Origin of the sequence: Roseibium aggregatum IAM 12614 (assembly GCF_000168975.1) — a bacterium.
Taxonomy (GTDB): Bacteria; Pseudomonadota; Alphaproteobacteria; order Rhizobiales; family Stappiaceae; genus Roseibium; species Roseibium aggregatum.
This window is the reverse complement of the sequence record NZ_AAUW01000005.1, coordinates 52,248-73,070: the sequence shown is the minus strand read 5'-3', so window position 1 is coordinate 73,070 and position 20,823 is coordinate 52,248. Positions and strand designations below refer to the sequence as shown.

The following is a 20,823-nucleotide window of genomic DNA, read 5'->3' as shown; positions in this document are numbered from 1 at the left end:
CGTCACCAGAAGCTGGGAACAAAGTCGACTGGGGAGCGGGTTTCGATCCTGATTGACATGGGCTGCCATACCTGAAAAGGCTGGACGAAAGAAATGAACGCGTCGGATCAAACCGGCGCTTTTGTTTTATTTCTAGAGCACGATACCAGCCGCAACGCTCCCGACCGGGCTGCGGCGATCCATCGTCAGGATGCAGCCATGGCTCAGACCCTTCTTTCCGTCTCCGCTCTCTTGTTGTCGGTTGCCCTGCTCATATTCGGGCACGGTCTGCAGACAACACTGCTGCCACTCGCCGCGGAACGGTTTTACTTCACCGATTTCGAAATCGGTCTGGTGTCGTCGGCCTATTTCTTCGGCATGGTGATCGGTTGCCTCGGCGCACCGCTGGTGATCATGCGCGCCGGGCACATTCGCGCCTTTGCCGCGCTTGTTTCGCTGATGTCGGCCGCTGCCATCCTGCATCCGGTGCTGATCGATCCCTATGCCTGGATGATCATCCGCATGATCTCCGGTTTCAGCCTTGCCGGCTTTTACATGATCGTCGAAAGCTGGCTGAACGAAAGCGCCTCGAACGAGAACCGCGGCACGGTGATGTCGTTTTACATCGTCATCCTGTTCGGCGCCCTGATGCTGGGGCAGATCTCCATCGCGTCGATGAACATCGCCGATTTCATCCCCTTCGCAATTGCGTCGGTGATGGTGTCCCTTGCCGTGATGCCCGTTTCGCTGACCACATCGACCCAACCTGCGCCAATCACGCTGGTGCGTTTCCAGCCGGTGAAGCTCTACAAGAACTCCCCGGCAGCATTTATTGGCGTGCTTTTCGTCGGCAGTTCGCAAGGGGCTCTGCTCACGCTCTCGTCTCTCTACGGGTCGCAGATTGGCCTTTCCACCAAGCAGGCCGCGTTTTATGCGGCCGCCATCGTCGGCGGCGGTCTCATCGCACAGTGGCCAGTGGGCCGGCTCTCCGACCGCATCGACCGTCGTCTCGTGATCGCCGGTCTCGGCATCGCGACTGCAGCCGTCTCGACGGCAATCGTGTTCTTCTCGCCGACGGATTTCCTGGTTGCCATGTTGAGCGCGGTGGCCGTGGGTATGGCCGTCCAGCCGCTTTATGCAATCGCGGTTGCCCACGCCTTCGACCACGCCGCTGCGGAAGATTTCGTCGCCACCTCCTCCGGCATGCTGCTGTCGTTTGGTATCGGCTCGATCATCGGACCTCTCGCAGCCTCCATGATCATGAGCCACACCGGCCCATCCGGCCTCTACATCATGATCATCGCGGCGAATATTCTGATGGTGATCTTCATCCTTGCCCGTGTCCTGACCCGTGAGGCACCGACCGGCGAAGAAAAGACAGACTTCGAATACGCATCCACCGCACAGGTCGGTTCGGTCATCTCCGCCGAGCCCCTGGATGCGGCCGCGGAAGAATATGTCATCGCGCCCGAGGATTTCCCGGCCTACGAAGACGACATCTACAATTTCGAAACGTCGACCGAGGCAGATACGAACAGCGAGGATGCCGCTTCCGCCGAACCCGCCGGAACCCAAGACGCAGCGGACAAAAAACCGCCATCGGCCTGATGCCTTTCCGATGCATGTCGCCCGGCCTTCGGCCGCTGCGCCTACACCTTCACCTGCGCGGTTTCGCCTCTCGACACGGCGGTACAACCGGCTTATAGCCGCTGGTATGAAAGCGCGCGTCACAAAGCTGCAACAGCTACGGCAGGAGCGCCACCCTCTGGTGGCGCTGGTGGCCCTTGCGTTTGCGATGCGCCTTGTGCTTCTGGTGCTTGCCAGTGCGTTGTCGCCCGACGCGGCGGTTGCCGCAGGTCTCACCAGCCTTTGCCAGCCCTCCGGACAGGAGCAAAGCCTGCCGGGACCGCACAATCCGCTGACCTGTCAATGCGGCCCGGTCTGCGCCCATGGCTGCGCAATCGCCCCTTGCCTGGCAAGCAGCGCTGTGCCGCATTTGGATCAACCGCTCGCTAGCGCCGAAAAACCGAATTTCACGGCAAGGCAAGCGGCTGTCCTGCCACTGGCTCAGCGGTCCAGCCCCATCAGGGCGCCTCCTTCCTCGGTCTGAAAAATCGTCAGACTTCTCAGACCTCGAGGAATAACTTTATGAAAATCTGGAAAACCGTTGCGGCTGCCGCCGCCCTTTCGCTTGTCTCCCTGTCCGCCCTTGCCAGTGACTACAAGGTCGGCGAGCTGACACTGACCCAGCCCTGGACCCGCGCAACCCCGCCAAAAGCAAAGGCCGGTGGCGGTTTCGTCGAGATCATCAACAACGGCGCCGTTTCAGACCGCCTTGTCGGGGCGAGTTCCGATGTCGCCGCCAAGGTGGAAATTCACGAGATGGCGGTGGCCGACGGCGTGATGAAAATGCGCAAGATGGAAAACGGCGTCGAGATCCCGGCCGGTGAAACGGTTGCCCTTCAACCGGGCGGCTTCCACATCATGTTCATGGGCCTCAAGCAACCCTTCGAAGAAGGCTCCAGCATTCCGGTTGTCCTGACCTTTGAAAAAGCCGGAGATGTTGCCGTCGAACTGGCTGTTTCCAAGATGGGCGCCAAAACCCCCAATGGCGGTGCGGAGCGTGGCGCCATGGACCACAGCAAGATGGATCACGGCAAGAACTAAGCCCCGTCTGCGGGCGTTGCTTCGGTCGCGATGAAACGCCCGCACTCATTTTCAAAGTGTCAGAGCCTCCTTCCCGCCTTGAAACAGGTGCCGGGGGCTCTGACCAGGATAGGACGAAACCGATGTCTGGTTTGAAACTCTTCCGGTACGTGGCCTGGGCGGCTGTTGTCGTTCTGGCTGTCATCTCCGGTGTGCTGGTCTATCAACAGACTGCCGGCAACAAGAGCACCGGCGGCTTGATCGAACCGCTTGCGGCCATTGGCGGCCCGTTTGAACTTGTCAGCGGCACCGGCGAAACGGTGACCGACGAAACGTTCTCCACCAAGCCGACTGTAATGTTCTTCGGCTTCACCTTCTGCCCGGATGTCTGCCCGACAACACTTTCCGAACTGCAGGGCTGGATGGCGGAACTCGGGCCGGATGCCGACAAGCTCAACTATGCTTTCGTGACCGTGGATCCGGAGCGCGACACACCCGAAGTCATGCGCGATTACGTGTGGGCGTTCGACAAGCGCATCGTTCCGCTGACCGGCACGCGGGAGCAGATCGACGCCATGCTGAAGGCATACCGGGTCTATTCCAAGAAGGTGCCTCTTGACGATGGCGACTATACGATGGACCATTCCGCAGCCATCTACCTGATGAGTGCGGACAACAAGTTCGTCGGCACGGTCGCTTATGGTGAGGCGGAGGAAAACGCCCTGAAGAAGCTGCGCCGGCTCATCGACAACGCGCCAGCCTCTTCCTGAGACAATATCTGGAGCCAGCCGGGCACGATGCGGATGCCACTGTTCATGGGACTGACCGCCGGCGCGACGGGCCTCGTCGCGCTTTCGGCGTTTCTGTGGCTCTATGCCGGTGAGCGGGTCTATGCCGACCGCCTGATCTCGGCAATCGCCGGCTGCTTCTGAATTTCACATGTCCAAACAACGCCTCGACCAGCATCTCGTCGATACGGGCGTCTTCCCGTCCCGCGCACGGGCTCGTGACGCCATCCTGCGCGGGACGGTCAGCGTCGACGGTCTTCCCTGCACCAAACCGGCACAGAAAACCTCGGCCGATGCCAGCATCACTGTTGAAGATCCGGCTGCCGGGTATGTCAGCCGGGCTGCGCTGAAGCTGATCGAAGGTCTCGACCGGTTTGGCGTCGATCCGGCAGGCAGGATCTGCCTCGACATTGGCGCTTCCACCGGTGGTTTTACCCAGGTCCTACTGGAACGCGGTGCCGACAAGGTCCACGCCATCGACGTCGGTCACGGCCAATTGCATGAGAGCCTGAAGACACATCCGAAGGTGGCCGCACGCGACGGTCTCAATGCCCGGGATCTGACTCTGGAAGATCTTGGCGGAGACGCCCCGGCCCTGCTTGTCTCCGACGTCAGTTTCATCTCGCTCAAGCTTGCCCTGCCGCCCGCCCTTGCCCTCGCGGCGCCTGGTGCGGAAGGTGTCTTTCTGGTGAAGCCGCAATTCGAGGCGGGCAAGGACAATATCGGCAAGGGCGGCCTGGTCGATCCGGAGATTGCCGAAGAAACCGCGAAATCCCTGCAGGTGTGGCTGGGCACCATGCCGGGCTGGCAGGCGGGTGACCTGGTTCCCTCGCCTGTCAAAGGCGGTGACGGCAATGCGGAGTGGCTGCTTTACGGAAAGAAAGCGGGTTGAGGGCCACGGTTCTCCCCCCTTTCCCTGGCTGCATCCTGAGAAAGCGCGAAGCGCTGTCAAAAGGATGGTGCTGAGAGCCCGCTTCATGATCAAGGCTTGCTCAATCCCCTTCTTGGCGCTATCGCTCGCCCATGAGCGAGAGAGAGATTGAAATCACCACGCTCGGCCACCGCGGTGACGGTGTTGCCGAGACGGAGACCGGACCGATCTATGTGGCCGAAGCCCTGCCGGGCGAAACGGTCCGGGCCAATGTGGTGGACGGACGCGCGCAAAATCCGGTGATCGTTACAAAGTCCCCGGACCGGATCGAACCGGTGTGCCGCCATTACCACGCCTGCGGCGGCTGCTCGGTGCAGCATCTTGCAGAAGATCCGTATCTGGCCTGGAAGCGCGGGCTTGTCGAAAAGTCCTTGCGCGATCGCGGCATCGAGACCGACGTCTCCAGTACGATTGCGGCAACCGCGGGCGGACGCCGCCGGGCCGTGCTGACGGCCACCCGCGCCGGGCGCCACACCTTGCTCGGCTATCATGAAAAGGCCAGCCACCGGCTGGTCGATATCACCGAATGCCCGGTGCTTGACCCTGTCATCGTTGAAGCGCTGCCAGGCCTCAAGTCGCTTGCCTCGGAAGTTCTGCCGAAAAAGGGCGAACTTCGCATGACCGTTCTGGTGACCACCACCGGTCTGGATGTCGCGCTCGACAAGGCCGACAAGGGATATGAACGCAAGATCCCGGCCCTGTCGCAAAAGGTCGTCGACCAGAACCTCTCCAGGCTTTCGGTCAATGGCGAAGTCATTCTGGAGCTGCGCCCACCCCTGCTCGACATGGGTGGCATCGGCATTGTCGCCGCGCCTGGCGGCTTTGCCCAGGCGACACTGGCGGCGGAACACGCTCTGTCCAAGCTGGTTATGGACGGCGTCGGCAAGGCCAAGACCATTGCCGATCTCTTTTCCGGTGTCGGCACATTCGCACTCAGGCTCGGCCGGCAGGCCAATGTGCATGCCGTGGAAGGCGATGCCGCAGCACTGGCTGCCTTCGACAAGGCCCTAAGGAAACCGCAAGGCCTGAAGAAAGTCACCTTCGAACGGCGCGACCTGTCGCGCAGACCGCTGGTGAAGGACGAACTGGAACCCTATGACGCCGTGGTGTTCGATCCGCCCCGCGCTGGCGCCCAGGCCCAAGCGGAGCAACTGGCCCTTTCCAAGGTCAAGACGATTGTCGCCGTCTCCTGCAATCCGGCAACGCTCGCCCGGGATCTGCGGATCCTGCTCGACGGCGGATATGTGCTGCAAAGCGTCACACCGGTGGACCAGTTCCACTATTCGCCCCATATTGAAGCAGTGGCGGTGTTGACCAGACCTTGATCAGGGAGTGAGCCATGAGTGCGGCGGATGAGGAATTCGGACCTGTCAGAGGATCCCGCAACCTGCCGCCGCTGCTGAGCCTTGCCCGGCGAACCCGCTATGCGCTTTACCAGGGAAGCCGGGTTGCGCTTTACACTCTTCATTCAGAAGCCATGCGGCGGATGAACCGGGATCTTCAGAAAGAGCTTCCCGAAACGCCGAAAGTGGTGCCGAGCGGCCCGGTTCCGAGCCAGAGGCGGATGCTGTCGGACATCGTCAAGCTGTTCGCGGACGATCTGAAGGCCGTCGAGGACGGGCTTTATCCGCTGCCGACCGATGGCACCATGACGCCTGGCGAGCTGATCGCGACCAGCCGCGCCTTCTTCAAGGACGTGCCGGAGGTTGCCCGCCGGCGAGCGAGCGGCGCGCACCAGGAAGTGAATTCCACCGAGGGCTTTGCAGCAGCCCTGCCTCGTTATTACCGGCAGAACTTTCATTTTCAGACCGATGGCTGGCTGTCGGAGGAAAGCGCCCGGCTCTACGACTTCCAGGTGGATGTACTCTTTTCGGGAGCCACCGCCGCGATGCGCCGCAGAGCCCTTGTACCCTTTGCCAGTATCTTGCGCCGCAAGGACCAGCGCCGCGTTTCCTATCTGGACATCGCCTGTGGCACCGGCGGTCTCCTGCGGCCTGCCCTGGCCGCTTTTCCGCGCCTCAAAGGCACCGGCCTCGACCTGTCGGAACCTTATCTGAACGTTGCCCGGGAGCGCCTGCCGTCGCGCCGCGCGGGGTATGTCTGCGGTCTTGCCGAAACATTGCCGTTTGAGGACAATTCTCTCGACGTTGTGTCCTGTGTCTTCCTGTTTCACGAACTGCCGCCGAAGATCCGCAAGCAGGTCATGTCGGAAGTGGCCCGCGTTCTGAAACCCGGCGGCTCGTTTCTCTTTGTCGACAGTCTGCAAACCGGAGACGTGCCGGAATATGACGGCCTCCTGTCGGTCTTTCCGCAGCTTTTCCACGAGCCGTATTTTACCTCTTATCTCAGTGAAGACCTGACAGGGCTTGCCAAAGCGGCAGGGCTGGAAGAACGCTGGATGGTTCCGGCCTTTGTCTCCCGCGTCGCTGAGTTTATCAAAAGCGACTGATCTTTCAGTATCACTGAAATTTTTCACATCTTCTCTTGAGACTGAAATTATTCGGTCGTATATCCAATGTCATGAGATTGGATCTATGGCTCTTGCAGACCGGGGAAAGCCGCAGCGCCTTTGCGCGCCGCGCCAACCTGTCACCTGCCTCCGTTACGGCCCTGTGCAACGATCCCAATGTCTGGGTCTCGCGGGACATGGCCCGCAAGATCGCCATTGCCACCAATGGCGCCGTAACCCCCAACGACTTTCTCGGACTGTCTACAACCAAGGAGCATCCCGTGTCCCAGGCCCGTGTCGCAGAAGCAATCCGCGCATTCGAACGTGGAGAAATGGTGGTCGTGACTGACGATGATGACCGCGAGAACGAAGGCGATCTGATTGTCGCTGCGGCCAAGGTCACGCCCGAGCAGATGGCCTTCATGGTGCGTCACACATCCGGCATCATCTGCGCCCCCATGACGGTTACCCATGCCCGCCGGCTGCGGCTTGACCCGATGGTTGCCGAAAACGATGCTCCGCTCGCAACGGCCTTCACCATTTCCGTCGACTACCGCCAGGGATTGACCACCGGCATATCGGCCGAGGAACGCTGCTCCACCGTACGCGCGCTGGCAAACCCCAATGTCGGCGCTGATGATTTCGTCCGCCCCGGGCACATTTTCCCGCTCGTGGCCAAGGAAGGCGGCGTCATGATCCGCTCCGGCCATACGGAAGCTGCCGTTGACCTGTGCCGTCTTGCCGGCCTGGAACAGGTCGGTGTGATCAGCGAGCTGGTCAATGACGACGGCACCGTGAAGCGCGGCCAGCAGGTGGCCGAATTCGCCGCGGAGCACGAGCTGAAGATGGTTTCCGTGTCCGACCTGATCGCCTGGCGCCAGCGTACCGAGAAGCTGGTGGAGCGGGTCAACGAACAGCCCGTCGAGACGGTTTTCGGTCCGGCCTATGCCACCACCTATTCCACCCCGTATGACCCGATGCACCACCTTGCCATCGTCTATGGCGACATTCTGGACGGCCGCAGCGTGCCGGTGCGCCTGCAACTGGAGTCGGTGCTCGACGATGTCTTCGGAGATGCCCAGCCGCTTGACCAGATCATGAAGCATTTTGCGGATCGCGGCCGTGGTATTATCGTCTATCTGCGGGAAGGCTCGGTCGGCGTTGCCCGTCAGTCGAAGCGACCAAGATCCGATTTTGAAGCCGCCGATACCGAGGAACACAGCTCCGCACAAGCTAGACAGGAACAATGGCGTGAGGTCGGGCTTGGTGCACAGATCCTGAAGGACCTGGGCGTCAGTTCCATACGCCTGCTGGCCTCCCGTGAGCGTCATTACGTTGGGCTGGAAGGGTTTGACATCAAGATTGACGAAACAGAGATCCTCGACACCTGAGGATCCTTCGGAAGGGGCCTTTCATGGCGGCGAAGAAAGAGGCAGTCAAACAAGAGGAAAACGTAAAGCCGGCTCCGGTGCCGTTCACCGTCGGCTTCAACCGCAGCCAGAGCGAAAGCCTCGTCTACGGCAGCCTCATCCTCGGTATTCTGTTCGCAGTGATCGGCGCCGTCGGCGGACTTCCCCTGCTGGCCCTCGCCTCCCTCGCCCCCTTCGGGATTGCCTATTGGCATTACCCGATGATCGAAAAAGGCAAGCCCCAGCTCGGTGCCAATGAGGAAGGGCTGTATGTGGAGCGCATCGGCTTCATCGACTGGGCGGCGATCCGGATGACCGACGTCAAGCGGACGTCGGTCCGCAACATCGAGCTGGTTCGGCTCGACGTTCTCCTGACCCGGTCACTGGATGACGCGGTCACAAAGGCGCAGACCTTTCCGGTCTGGAAGAAGTTCATGATGCGCAACTGGAAGCGCACCCCGCGCGAACACGGCCGGGAACTGCTCGCAATCAACCTGCACACGCTCGCCGCCGATCCGGAAGAAATCCTGAGCCGCATCCGGGCCTTCAAGTTCGTCTGATCCGCCACCCGCCCGGGTGTTCAGTCCCAGCATGTGATGGCTTGGTTTAACGATAAAGAAGCCGATCACGGTCATCCCGCCCAGGAAAGACTGAACGGGATCACCGCTTAAAAGCAGGGCCACACAGCCCTACATCAGGTTTTCCTTGAAGAACTCGATCGTTCTTTCTTCCGCGAGCTTTGCCGCCGCTTCGTCGTAGCGCGGCGTCGTGTCGTTGTGGAAGCCGTGATTCACGCCCGGATACATATGGGCCACATAGGTCTTGCCGTTAGCCTTGAGAGCTTCCTCATAGGCCGGCCAGCCGGCATTGATACGCTCGTCCAGTTCGGCATACTGCAACATCAGAGGCGCTTCGATCTTGGAGACATCCGCGGGATCCGGCTGACGGCCGTAGAACGGCACACCGGCGGCAAGCTCCGGATAGGCAACCGCAATTGCGTTGACGACACCACCGCCATAACAGAAGCCGACAGCACCAACCTTGCCGGTGCTGTCGTCACTTTTGAGCAGATACTCAAAACCGGCGAAAAAATCATTCATCAGCTTGGTGCCGTCGACCGTGCGCTGCAGCTCGCGGCCCTGATCGTCATTTCCGGGATACCCGCCGACGGAGGTCAGGCCATCGGGCGCCAGTGCCATGAAACCGGCCTTGCCGAGACGGCGCGCGACATCCTCGATGTAAGGGTTGAGACCCCGGTTCTCGTGCACCACAAGCACCGCCGGCAATTTGCCGGTCGCGCCTGCGGGCTTCACCAGATAGCCGTTGACCTCACCATGGCCGTTCGGTGATGGATACGTGATGCGTTCGGTGACGATCCCGGCATCGTCCGGAGCAACCTGCTGGGCAAGCGCATAGTTGGGCGAAAGTTGGTCGAGCAGCATCGCGGCAGTCAGTCCTCCGACCGCGAATTTGGCAGCTCCGTTCATGAACTCGCGCTTGGTGATTTTTCCATGTGCGTAAAAATCATAAAGATCGAGCAGTTCCTGAGGAAAATCCTTTGCCGTCATACGGCGCACAGGCGTCATTTCGTTCATGTCATCACTCCCTGAAATGCATCACACGTCATACTGCAAATAAAACTAGGGAGATGACAGGCAAGGTCCATGGTCCTCGCCTTCCGGAAATGTAATCAGTTGTAACGCAGTCCAGGCGCCGGTCAGCCAACCTGGCCGCGATGACGCAGGAAATGGTCCGCCAGGACACAAGCCATCATCGCTTCGCCGACCGGCACCGCGCGAATGCCGACGCAGGGGTCGTGCCGGCCCTTGGTCATGACATCGACCTCCTCGCCCTTGCTTGTGATCGACTTGCGCTCGGTCAGGATCGATGACGTCGGTTTGACCGCAAAGCGGACGACCAGCGGATCGCCGTTCGATATCCCGCCGAGAATGCCACCGGAATTGTTGCTCAGGAATACGGGACGGCCGACATCGTCCAGGCGGATCTCGTCGGCATTGTCTTCACCGGTCAGGCTTGCGGCATCAAATCCGTTGCCGACCTCGACCCCCTTGACCGCGTTGATCGACATCATTGCCGCAGCAAGATCCGTGTCCAGCTTGCCGTAGATCGGCGCGCCCCAGCCGGCCGGCACACCTTCGGCAACCACTTCGATGACCGCACCGACGGAAGACCCGGCCTTGCGGATCCCGTCCAGATAGTCCGCCCAGAAGACGGCAGCCTCGGCATCGGGGCAGAAGAAGGCGTTGTTATCCACTTCCGCCCAGTTCCAGTTGCTCCGGTCGATTTTGTGCGGTCCTATCTGCACCAGGGCACCGCGAACGGTCACACCTTGCAGCACCTTGCGGGCGACAGCCCCGGCGGCAACACGCATCGCCGTTTCACGCGCCGACGACCGGCCGCCACCACGATAGTCGCGAATGCCGTATTTGGCGTCATAGGTGAAGTCGGCGTGGCCGGGACGGAACCTGTCCTTGATCTCGGAATAGTCCTTGGAGCGCTGGTCGGTGTTTTCCACGAACAGCGAAATCGGCGTTCCGGTGGTTTTCTGAACGCCATCCTCATCGACCATGACACCGGAGAGGATCTTGACCTCATCCGGCTCGCGCCGCTGTGTTGTGAAGCGGGACTGACCGGGCTTGCGCTTGTCCATGAAACCCTGGATATCGGCCTCCGTCAGCGGAATGAGCGGCGGGCAACCATCGACCACGCAACCGATTGCGGGACCGTGGCTTTCGCCCCAGGTGGTAACCCGGAAAAGATGACCAAAGCTGTTGTGCGACATGAACGGTGACCGAGGTTTGCAAATGAAGGTTCAGGCGCCGAGCGATACGCCATCACGCCCGCAAGCTCAAGCCCACAGCCGGGAATAGGGATTTTTTTGACAGGCACATGCGCTCATCGGACTTCCCAAAATTGAAAACAAGTAGATTTCGAATGGATGCTGCGGCCATCGGAACGGGTTTCACAAGCTCTGCTTGTTCGACATGGGAAAATTCGCGAATGGTTCGCCGAAATTCGACCCTGGATTTGCCAATCCTTAAACCTCTACCTTTATTACACGTTGCGAACGAATAATAACCAAGAGGCAAACCGTTGCGGATCAGGGGCTGGCTAACTGGACTGATCGTATTCCTGCTGGCACCCAGCCTGGTGTTTGCCTCGCTCTGGTTTCATAACAAGTTCGACAAGGTCAACTCGATCGACAACAGCCTCGCCGGTCTTCACCTGATTGAAGCGCTGGGACCGCTGCTGCAGGAAAAAGCCCTCACCGGAAAGATCAGCAGCACACCGGACCACCTGCGCGAGCGCCTGGAAGAGCTGGGCGGGAGTGAGCGATCTGCGGACCTTGTGCTATCGCTCGACACCCTGCTGGAAGAGCGCAGCATTCCCCTCGCGCTTCGTCAGGCTCAAATCCTTGCCTCTAAAATCTCCCAGATCACCAGGTTGAGTTCAGCCTCCTCCTTCGAAACCGCGAAGCTTCCGCAGCTCATTACCGACACCTTGCCAACCGTGGTGATTCAATCTGCGATCATGGCGAACAACGCCAAGAATATCTCCACCTGGGGCGAAATAAATGTCTGGGACAAGATGGTGATCCCGGTCCAGGGCGGTCAGTACAAGATTGCGGCCGACGGTGCCTCGCGCGATACCATGGAATACTTCCACGACCTGACCGGCGCACAAGCCGAGCTGTTGAAGAAGCAGGCCGGCGTTTTCCGGAAAACAAACGTTGCCTTCCAGAACGCCGGGTCAAAAATGCTGTCTTCGACGATCACCGCCGAAAAGGGCGGGGACGTCATGACCCGGCCGGTGGTGAACATGCAGCCGGCGCTGGTAAATGCCACGTTTGCCTTGTGGCAATCCACGGTCGACTATCTCTTGATGGACCTGCAGCGGCAACGATCCGAAACGCTCTTTGCCGTCTCCCTTGCCGGGCTCGTCGGTGGACTGGTGATCGTCGCGGCCTTTGCCATAGCCATCGCCCTGTCGCGCGCGCTTGCCGACAAGACGCAGCAGGAATTCGAAAACCTCGGCTTTCACGATCCCCTGACCGGCCTTCCGAACAGGCGCGCCCTGTTGAACACCATCCGGAACCTGCCTCCGGCAGAGCCCGGACTGCGGACCGGCGCTATCCTGATCGACCTTCGGGAATTCAAGAAGGTGAACGACCGGTTTGGCGATCATAATGGCGATTCCCTACTTCGGCAGGTCGCCGAGCAGTTGAACCAGCACGCCGAGCCGGATGACTTTCTGTGCAGGACAGGCGGGACGGAGTTCCTGCTTTTTCGTCCGCGCCTCAAAAAGGCGGCACAATTTGAGCAACTTGCCTTCACCTTGCTTCAGGAAATCTCAACGGATCGGATCATCGGCAACAACAGATCGGCGATCGAGGCCAATGCAGGCATTTTCATCAGCAGTCCGGGCGACCAGATCTCCGATCACATTCTGACCGACGCGGCCCTGGCGCTCCGGGCCGCAAAGCAGAAGGGGCCGCGCAAGTTCGGCCGGTTCACCCCGGCGATGCGCACCGCCTTCGAGGAAAGCGATCAGATTGCCAAGGAGCTGCAGAATGCCCTCAAGGGGGGAAATATCGTCGCCTGGTTCCAGCCTCAGGTGAATATTCACACGGGCGAAGTGGTGGGCGCCGAAGCCCTGGCCCGTTGGATAGACGACGACACCATCCGCTATCCCGGCGCCTTCCTGCCGGCCGCCATGGAAGCCGGGTATATGGAGGACATCGAGGACGCGGTACGCAGCCATGCGCTGAACTTCGCCGCAAGTCTCAGCGGCAAGACACGGTCCGCCATGCATCTGGGCCTCAACGTTACCGCCAGTCTCCTGACCAGCACCAAGGCCGTGGACGTGCTCCACAAGCAAGTAATCGAGCTTGGCCTGAAACCGGCTCACATAAACCTTGAAATCCTGGAAGCCGTGATGATCGATGAAGTCACGGCCACTCCGATCAGGCAGAATATCGCGCGGCTGTCCGAACTTGGTTTTTTCATCGAGCTGGATGACTTTGGAACAGGCCATTCCAGTATTTCCAGCCTGCGCGATCTCAACGTCGATCGGGTCAAGATCGACCGCAGCTTCATTTCCGGGGTTGATACCGATCCGGCTCTGCAGAAGTTCACCAGCGCACTGATCAACCTTGCCAAGAGCCTCGACATCAGCGTGCTGGCCGAAGGCGTGGAAACCGCGGGCGAGCGGGACTGGCTGAAACGCCACGGCTGCGATGTCATCCAGGGGTTCCTGATTTCGCAGGCCGTCCCTGATGCCGAGCTGGCGACGATGATCCTGAAACAGAATTTCAAACCCAAGGTGCCTGCGCTCGAAGGGTACGGCCCGCTGCGCGGTCAGGCCTGACCGGCCGCTTTCGCAGTCATCTCCGCCTGCCGCTTCTTGAATTCGGCTGCTGCAAAGGAAAATCCGCCGTCGGCGCCGTCAACAAAGTGAATATGCCGGCTGTTGCTGATGTCCTCCACGAAGCAGGTCATCAGCGCTGACGCGGAAACGTGAAGCCCGTACACAAGATCGCCGGCTGCATAGCCGGCTTTGAGGTACTCTTCGACCCTTCCAAGCTGTTCGGGTGTCATATCCAGAACAAGCTGCAGGCTGTCGCCGACCTTCCGATGGTCCGTGTTCAGGCCAAGCTCCGGAAAATAACGCTTCGGATCGAAGGGGCCGATGCGCCAGCCCGTATGATAGCTGATCATGAAGACAACCGCTTCCAGCAACGCCTTCGCCCGTCCGCGAAAGTGCCTGCCCGGAGACCCGAGCCGCACTTCATGGCGCGTGCCGGTTGGGGGAAAGCGAAAACGCAGGCGCGATTTGTCCGCAAGCCTCGCCCGGCTGTCATCCGTCGAAGGGTCGTAGCCGAGCTTATCAGCCAGCCCCCGCAGGATATCTTGCATGGGAATGCGTCCGGACGGTTTGACGATCAGGGACACGATGTGGCCATTTTGCGAAGGAAGCGGCTCCCAACGGCAAGACAGCCCGTCAAGCGGCGGCAAGGCAGCATCGGGGATTGAGATCGCAAATGGGCGGGATTTCTCCTGATCTTTCAGGATGCGATCGGCGATGGCCAGCCCGTCCCCCAGGATCATGGCAAGGTGATTGCCAGGACTGAGGCGGTATTTGCGCACACGGACATCGCCGCCCAGCACCCTCAGATGCGATACCGGGATAGCCGCTGCACGCAACTCCAGCTCCATGACCTGACGCGCAAGACCGACAACACCTGCAAGCGCGTCACAGGCAGCCTCGACATCGTGTTTGGGCACGAGCAGCATCGCGCCGTCCCCCCCGAAAACAAAAGGAACCCGGTCACTGCCGATCCGGTTCAGGACTGCCGCGATTGCCGCGGCGCCAACCATGTTGACTTCCTTGTACCGGCCCTGTGCAACTGCATCGCTGGAGCGGACAATATCTGCGGCAAGAACGTACCAGTCGTCCGGCACGGGTCGGTAATCGGCGAGATCCCCGACCGTACTGAAATCTGAAAAGCTTGGCAGCTCGCTGTAAAATTCATTGGCGGACACGGCACCTGACCTAGATTTTCTCCGGGCTCCCTCGCATTAGCTGTCGTCTTTTACGTTTCATTCACCTCGACCGATCACCAGCGCAGGATATGCCCGACACAGAAATTGCCGCTGAGATACCTTGTCTTTTTTGCAATGCCGATCGTGACAGGAGAAAACCACCTTCCTTAGGGTGCGGACCCATAAATGAAGACGAAATGACGTACTCAAGAACAGCTTTCGATCAGACCTTCTGACACTTTCCTATGATCATTATCAGCTAAACGAACAGAGGCAGACCCCGTGGGGCGGGAACCGGACCCGCTATGAAACGCCTGCCGATGCGAACAGCAAGATCAGCTTGTCGCACATCTCAAGACAAACCGCTTGGTCTGTCTTCAACAAAATCGCCCGAGCGCGCGGTGCTCAGGGATTAGGCGGAAATCACGGGGCGCGCTGCCAACAGCGTTGTTGCAAAATCTAAGATTTACCCGTTTGCCCAGGGTATCTGCTGATCAGCAGATCAATGCTTGCATGCCGGTGCTTCAGACAACCTCGAACGTGCCATCACGCCAGACAAAGACCTTGTCCTGCGGCACATCCAGCTTGGGCACCACATCGGTGCCCAGCCCTTCCAGCAAACCGCGCAGAACACGGAAGACACCGCCATGGGACACGACGACAGACGGCCGGTCGACGGTCACCAGCCAGCGGCTGATCCGCTCCGTCAGCATCTTGTAGCTTTCGCCGCCAGGGGGAACGAAGCCCCATTTGTCGGCCCGGCGGTGCAGAATCAGATCCTGTTCCTCATCGGCGAGTTCTTCCAGCGTGAAGCCTTCCCAGTCGCCGAAGGTAATCTCCTTGAGCTGATCCTCAAGGCGGTAGGCCTCAACCGGCAGCCCCATGGACTGGCGCAGCAGTTCCATGGTGGATCGTGTGCGGTGAAGCGGTGAGGCAACAAAATCCAGCCCTGCCGGATCGATCGCCTCGCGCTCCAGAAACGCCTTCAGTCTCTCGCCATTGCCACTGGCCTGGCCGCGTCCGGTCTCATTGAGCGGAATATCCTTCTGGCCCTGCATGCGCCCTTCGAAATTCCAGTCCGTTTGTCCATGGCGGACGAAGACCAGGAACTCCGGATCGTGCAGCTTGGGCAGCAGGCCGGATTTCGGGGCACTCAGCACAGATGTCATGTCAGTTTCCGGAAAACGGGGTCAGCCCTGACAAACGGGCTCATTCAATATGAAAATGGCCGGTTTGAAACCGGCCATCCGAAACGGTCAATCCTTGACGACGGAAATATCCGGGGCGTCTACCGCCTTCATTCCGACGATGTTGTAGCCACAGTCGACGTGCTGGATCTCGCCGGTCACACCGCGACCAAGGTCGGACAGCAGGAACAGGGCACTGTCGCCAACTTCCTCGATCGTCACCGTGCGGCGCAGGGGCGAGTTGTATTCGTTCCACTTCAGAATGTAGCGGAAGTCGCCGATACCGGAGGCGGCAAGCGTCTTGATCGGACCGGCGGAAATCGCGTTGACGCGAATGTTCTGGGGGCCGAGATCCATCGCCAGATACTTCACGCTGGTTTCCAGTGCAGCCTTGGCAACGCCCATGACATTATAATGCGGCATCACCTTTTCGGCGCCGTAATAGGTCAGCGTCAGGATGGAACCGCCATTGGACATCAGCTTCTCTGCACGCTGAGTGACAGCGGTCAGCGAATAGCAGGAGATATCCATGGTGCGGGCAAAGTTGTCGGAAGACGTATCGACGAAACGGCCGGTCAGTTCGGATTTGTCGGAGAAGGCAACCGCGTGGACGAGAAAGTCGATCTTGCCCCATTTGTCTTCCAGCGCCTTGAAGACGGCATCGATGGAGGCGCCATCGGTCACGTCGCAATGGCCAACAACGATGGCGCCCAACTGGTCAGCCAAAGGTTCGACGCGCTTCTTCAACGCGTCGCCCTGATAGGTAAGAGCCAGTTCTGCTCCCGCGTCGGCCAGTGCTTTGGCAATGCCCCAGGCAATTGACTTGTTGTTTGCCACACCCATGATCAGGCCGCGTTTGCCATTCATCAGTCCGCGCGTTTCCGCCATAGTCGTCTCCGAAAGAATTCCAATACCACCCCAGCGGGCTGGCTTCCTATGGCACAAGGGGTCTGTTCCTTCAAGAGACACGGTGACGGAATGAACCGTCGACGCAGACGCTCTCAGACACTATGTTGGCGCCCGAATTTTACCGTCAAACTTCACGAGGACCTCGCTCATGGAGCGCACTGCCCATGCCGACCGCTTTGCCGAGATGATCGGCGAAGCCAATGTTCTGACCAGTCCGGACGACCAGGCTCCCTACCTCACAGAATGGCGCGACCTGTATCAGGGCGTCACTCCCATGGTGCTGCGCCCGGGCAGCACGCAAGAGGTCAGCGCTGTCATGACCTATGCCTATCAGAACGATCTCAAGGTCGTCCCGCAAGGAGGCAACACCGGTCTCGTCGGGGGCCAGATTCCGCAGGAAACCGGCGACGAAATCGTTCTTTCCCTGTCCCGGCTGAACAAGGTCCGCGCGGTCGACCCGGCAGGCTTCACCATCACGGCCGAAGCTGGCGTGGTGCTGGAAACACTGCAGAACGAAGCGGAAAAGGTGGATCGGTTGTTCCCGCTTTCACTTGGCGCACAGGGCTCGTGCCAGATCGGCGGCAACATTTCCACGAATGCCGGCGGCACCGCCGTGCTGGCCTATGGCAACACGCGCGATCTGGTTCTGGGCCTCGAAGTGGTGCTGCCGACTGGGGAGATCTGGAATGGTCTGAGAACCCTTCGCAAGGACAATACCGGTTATGATTTGAAACAATTATTTATCGGCGGCGAAGGAACACTTGGCATCATTACCGCCGCGGCACTCAAACTTTTCCCCAGGCCCAAGAAGCAGGAAGCCGCCTTCGTCGGCCTGCCGGACCCGCAGGCTGCCCTCAAGCTGTTCACCCTTGCCAAGGCGCAGGCCGGTCCGGTTCTGACCGGCTTCGAAATCATGCCACGCGTTGGTGTTGAATTCTGCCTTCGCCATCTTGAAGGGGCGCGAGACCCGCTCGAAGGCGAGCACGCCTGGTACGTCATGATGGAGCTGTCCAGCGGTTCGGACGCCTTTCCTGTCCGGGATCTGATGGAGAGCATTCTTGGCGAGGCCTTCGAAGCAGGCCTAGTGGAAGATGCCGCCTTCGCGCAGAACCTGACCCAGGTTCAGGATTTCTGGCATATCCGCCACGGCATGTCGGAAGTGCAGAAGCCTGAAGGCGGATCGATCAAGCATGACGTTTCCGTGCCCGTTGCCTCGATCCCCGACTTTCTGGACAAGGCCATGGCGGCGGTTGAAGCTTTCGTGCCGGGATGCCGGCCCGTTCCGTTCGGCCATATCGGCGACGGCAACATCCACTTCAATGTCAGCCAGCCGGTTGGTGCCGACAAGGAAGAGTACCTGGCAAAGTGGGATGAAATGAATGCCATTGTTCATGGCATCGTCAACGAATTCGGCGGCAGCATCTCCGCGGAGCACGGCATCGGCCGTCTCAAGCGCGATCTCCTTAAGGACGTCAAGCAGGGTATCGAACTGGATCTCATGAAGCGAATCAAGGACGCGTTCGATCCCAAAGGCCTGCTGAACCGCGGCCGCATTCTCTAGACTGTCATCGGCTCAACTCTGCAAACAATCAATGCCGGCGCCACAAGCGCCGGCATTTTTTATGAGCTGCCCGAATTGCGCCGTCCTGAATGCCCTTGGCAGTGCCTCTTGCGAACCGCATTCGCCACAATGATGGCGACCGGTTTAAAGCTTCATTCATCACCCTTGGATTGTATCGTTTCTAGATTACACGAAAAGGTATAGGCTTTCTGAGCGCCGCGCATTATTCGAAACCCTTTATTTCAGGCACCCCATCATGACAAAAACCAAATGGACATGTTCCGTCGACAGCGATGGAACCGCATCTCTTTATTGCGAACTCTCGGAAGAGGGACAGCCACCCAAGAGCGAGAAAGTCAAACTGAAAGGGGTCTGCTATTCCCCTGCCCCGATCAATGGCTCCAATTCCTATGCCCCCGCCCTGGGGGACTGGTATTGGGATGAATTCGAAGCAGGCACCACGTTCATTTCAAGCTGGTCGCCCTTGCTTTTGCGCGATTTTCCCAATTTCAGGCACCTCTACAATAATTCGCTTCGGGTCTACTGCATGCTGTCGCGGCAACTGGAAGGAAACGGGAGCTTTCCGGTTCCCTGGGACAGCGGCCACTGTTTCACGCATCAGTTCTTTCTGGATCTGGCCTGGGACAAGTTTGCGCCACCTGAAGCGAAGATGCGCAAGTCCGTACTGGTCGGAATTCCCCTGCCCGCCACGATGTTCTGGAAGACCCAATACGACCGGGCCACACAGGCAGAGATCGATTACTGGACCAATGTGTTGCGTGAGACGGTCAGATCCGTTGCAGATCATCCGGCGGTGGTGGGGTTTACCATCCAGAACGAGCAGGACGGGGCCGACGTTTGCTACAACAAACCGGAATTGGCCAAGTTCTGGTGGGGTCAGGTGGAGAAGATGGCTGCCATCGTGAAAGAAGAAGCGCCAGGCAAGCTGGCTGGCATGGCCACCCATGACGACCCCAACATTCCCCTGAAGGCGTCCTCTTATATGGAGAACTGCCCGAGCATCGACTTCTGGGGCGTCAACACCTACCAGACAGAGACCTTCGAGAGCATCTTCAAGGACTATGGCAACTTGCCGCCGCGGGCCATGAAACCCGTTCTCCTGACCGAGTGGGGCATGCCTGCCACCAGCCACCGGAACCCGAACGACCCCGGGACGATCTATGCAGACGATCAGACCTGCAGCAAGGCGGCGCAAGTTGTGCAGAAAATGCTGCCGCAGGCCTTTGCCCACCCGCTTTGTATCGGCCTCTATTACTTCGAATATTGCGATGAACTCTGGAACCAGCCAGAAGCCCCCAACATCTACACCTGGTGGGGCGGCCCGCCCGCTCCGGGTTTTCCCAACGGCTATTGGGACAATGACGGCTTTGGCCTCGTTTCGGTGAAGCGCGGCCCCGGTCTGCCCAACAACGCCCCCATCTGGGACAATACCCGACCCAATAAGCCGATAGATGTCCACACGAACAGAAACTATCTGTTTTCGACTGTCGCTAAAATTTTCCAGGCGACGACTTGATCTCACACCTGGCGAAGCCGGTTAAAACCGGCTTCGCCATGCCGACCTGACCGGTGGCCGTGATTTACTGATCTCTACTTGGAGAACTCACAGTCACAGCTAAGTAAAAGCACCTAGCACCGGAAAGCCCTTGTCCGTCTTTAAAAGCCCCGGCCGATCAATTGTCAAAACTGTCAGGTTGCCCACGTTTCCCCGGAGCTGGGGATAAGATTGGCTGGACCTGTGACCACGGGCAAGCACCGGCAACGTATGCATTGATCCCGTCAGGCTCTTGATCTGTCAGCACTTTATGGAAACAGGAACCAGACAGAACGCGTTACCCAAAACGCACACTGCGCGCGATTTAACCACGCACATTGTCCCCAGCTACCACCACGAACCGTCTCTGATCAGCTGAGAAAAGGACTGCCATGCGCTCTTGCAGCCGCAGCGCGGGTGAACCGATGCGTACGCATCCTCGTCAGAAATGACATTATCTTTCGATTAATCCGATTTTTTTTATTGTTTAATGTTCTTAATTTGTCATCAGACTTTTGAAAACTCGCAGAAAAATTCCCGAAAAGTTAAATTTTTCCTAAAGTTGTCTTCAAGCTCAAAGGCAGAGCGGTAACAGCAACAGGAGAACAACTGGGTCGGGACTTGCGGCATGTCCTGACGATGACGAAAAGCAAGATTCGCCATGTAAAATTTACATGCGCAGCGCCCGTCATCTACAAAAATCACAATATGATACGTCTATGACCTCATAAAAATAAGCTATTTGTAAACATGGTAAGCAAAAGGTTAATGGTGTTTCATAGGCGTTAATAAGCCACCCGGTCCAAAGACCCGCAACGGGCAAGAGACCTAAAGAAAGAAACGGGC

Annotated in this window: 18 protein-coding genes; 13 read left to right on the top strand and 5 right to left on the bottom strand. The window is 59.1% G+C overall.

Translation table 11 applies throughout. The annotated features are described in order from the left end of the window. The first annotated feature begins 198 nt into the window (after positions 1-198). The 10 genes from SIAM614_RS08015 (at position 199) to SIAM614_RS07975 (ending at position 8,762) form a co-directional block, all read left to right on the top strand. The gene (locus SIAM614_RS08015; protein WP_040439677.1) at positions 199-1,587 is read left to right on the top strand and encodes an MFS transporter; all 1,389 of its coding nucleotides are present in this window, start codon (positions 199-201) and stop codon (positions 1,585-1,587) included. A 106-nt stretch (positions 1,588-1,693) separates the two neighbouring features. Continuing rightward, positions 1,694-2,089 (top strand): hypothetical protein, encoded by a 396-nt coding sequence (locus SIAM614_RS08010; RefSeq protein WP_006933518.1) that lies wholly within the window; start codon positions 1,694-1,696, stop codon positions 2,087-2,089. Between the two features lie 38 nt (positions 2,090-2,127). Then, positions 2,128-2,646 carry a copper chaperone PCu(A)C gene (locus SIAM614_RS08005; protein WP_006933517.1) on the top strand — a complete coding sequence of 173 codons (519 nt, stop codon included), beginning with the start codon at positions 2,128-2,130 and terminating at the stop codon, positions 2,644-2,646. A gap of 122 nt (positions 2,647-2,768) precedes the next feature. Beyond that, positions 2,769-3,395, top strand: coding sequence for an SCO family protein (locus SIAM614_RS08000; protein WP_040439620.1), 627 nt, complete (start codon positions 2,769-2,771; stop codon positions 3,393-3,395). 27 nt (positions 3,396-3,422) lie between these two features. Beyond that, on the top strand, positions 3,423-3,557 hold the full coding sequence (locus SIAM614_RS33305; protein WP_006933515.1) for a hypothetical protein: 135 nt from the start codon (positions 3,423-3,425) through the stop codon (positions 3,555-3,557). A gap of 7 nt (positions 3,558-3,564) precedes the next feature. Further along, a complete protein-coding gene (locus SIAM614_RS07995) occupies positions 3,565-4,305 on the top strand; it encodes a TlyA family RNA methyltransferase (protein ID WP_006933513.1) in 741 nt (246 codons plus the stop codon). A gap of 131 nt (positions 4,306-4,436) precedes the next feature. Beyond that, entirely contained in the window at positions 4,437-5,669 is a 1,233-nt protein-coding gene (locus SIAM614_RS07990) for a class I SAM-dependent RNA methyltransferase (RefSeq protein WP_006933510.1), read from the top strand. A 14-nt stretch (positions 5,670-5,683) separates the two neighbouring features. Beyond that, a complete protein-coding gene (locus tag SIAM614_RS07985; RefSeq protein WP_006933509.1) occupies positions 5,684-6,793 on the top strand; it encodes a class I SAM-dependent methyltransferase in 1,110 nt (369 codons plus the stop codon). A 71-nt stretch (positions 6,794-6,864) separates the two neighbouring features. Further along, complete coding sequence (ribB, locus tag SIAM614_RS07980; protein WP_006933508.1) at positions 6,865-8,184, top strand: 3,4-dihydroxy-2-butanone-4-phosphate synthase; 1,320 nt, start codon at positions 6,865-6,867, stop codon at positions 8,182-8,184. Positions 8,185-8,207: 23 nt separating this feature from the next. Continuing rightward, complete coding sequence (locus tag SIAM614_RS07975) at positions 8,208-8,762, top strand: hypothetical protein (protein ID WP_006933507.1); 555 nt, start codon at positions 8,208-8,210, stop codon at positions 8,760-8,762. 129 nt (positions 8,763-8,891) lie between these two features. Here the strand turns inward: SIAM614_RS07975 and yghX are convergent, their stop codons facing one another. Beyond that, positions 8,892-9,779 carry a YghX family hydrolase gene (yghX, locus tag SIAM614_RS07970; protein WP_040439675.1) on the bottom strand — a complete coding sequence of 296 codons (888 nt, stop codon included), beginning with the start codon at positions 9,777-9,779 and terminating at the stop codon, positions 8,892-8,894. A gap of 140 nt (positions 9,780-9,919) precedes the next feature. Then, a complete protein-coding gene (gene aroC, locus SIAM614_RS07965) occupies positions 9,920-11,005 on the bottom strand; it encodes a chorismate synthase (protein WP_006933505.1) in 1,086 nt (361 codons plus the stop codon). A 311-nt stretch (positions 11,006-11,316) separates the two neighbouring features. Between aroC and SIAM614_RS07960 the strand changes: the two genes are divergently transcribed. Continuing rightward, positions 11,317-13,590, top strand: a complete 2,274-nt coding sequence (locus SIAM614_RS07960) for a putative bifunctional diguanylate cyclase/phosphodiesterase (RefSeq protein WP_006933500.1) — start codon at positions 11,317-11,319, stop codon at positions 13,588-13,590. On the opposite strand, the gene SIAM614_RS07955 is transcribed toward SIAM614_RS07960, so the two are convergent. The 3 genes from SIAM614_RS07955 to fabI form a co-directional block, all read right to left on the bottom strand. Next, positions 13,581-14,765 (bottom strand): DUF3095 domain-containing protein, encoded by a 1,185-nt coding sequence (locus tag SIAM614_RS07955; protein ID WP_040439617.1) that lies wholly within the window; start codon positions 14,763-14,765, stop codon positions 13,581-13,583. The two genes, SIAM614_RS07960 and SIAM614_RS07955, sit on opposite strands and share 10 nt — an antisense overlap. A gap of 524 nt (positions 14,766-15,289) precedes the next feature. Then, positions 15,290-15,934 carry a histidine phosphatase family protein gene (locus SIAM614_RS07950; protein WP_006933498.1) on the bottom strand — a complete coding sequence of 215 codons (645 nt, stop codon included), beginning with the start codon at positions 15,932-15,934 and terminating at the stop codon, positions 15,290-15,292. A gap of 87 nt (positions 15,935-16,021) precedes the next feature. After that, positions 16,022-16,840: an enoyl-ACP reductase FabI gene (fabI, locus tag SIAM614_RS07945; protein WP_006933497.1), complete on the bottom strand. Its 819-nt coding sequence runs from the start codon at positions 16,838-16,840 to the stop codon at positions 16,022-16,024. Positions 16,841-17,009: 169 nt separating this feature from the next. Between fabI and SIAM614_RS07940 the strand changes: the two genes are divergently transcribed. Continuing rightward, complete coding sequence (locus SIAM614_RS07940) at positions 17,010-18,422, top strand: FAD-binding oxidoreductase (RefSeq protein ID WP_006933496.1); 1,413 nt, start codon at positions 17,010-17,012, stop codon at positions 18,420-18,422. 256 nt (positions 18,423-18,678) lie between these two features. Beyond that, on the top strand, positions 18,679-19,959 hold the full coding sequence (locus SIAM614_RS07935) for a glycoside hydrolase family protein (RefSeq protein ID WP_006933490.1): 1,281 nt from the start codon (positions 18,679-18,681) through the stop codon (positions 19,957-19,959). The last annotated feature ends 864 nt before the right edge of the window (positions 19,960-20,823 follow it).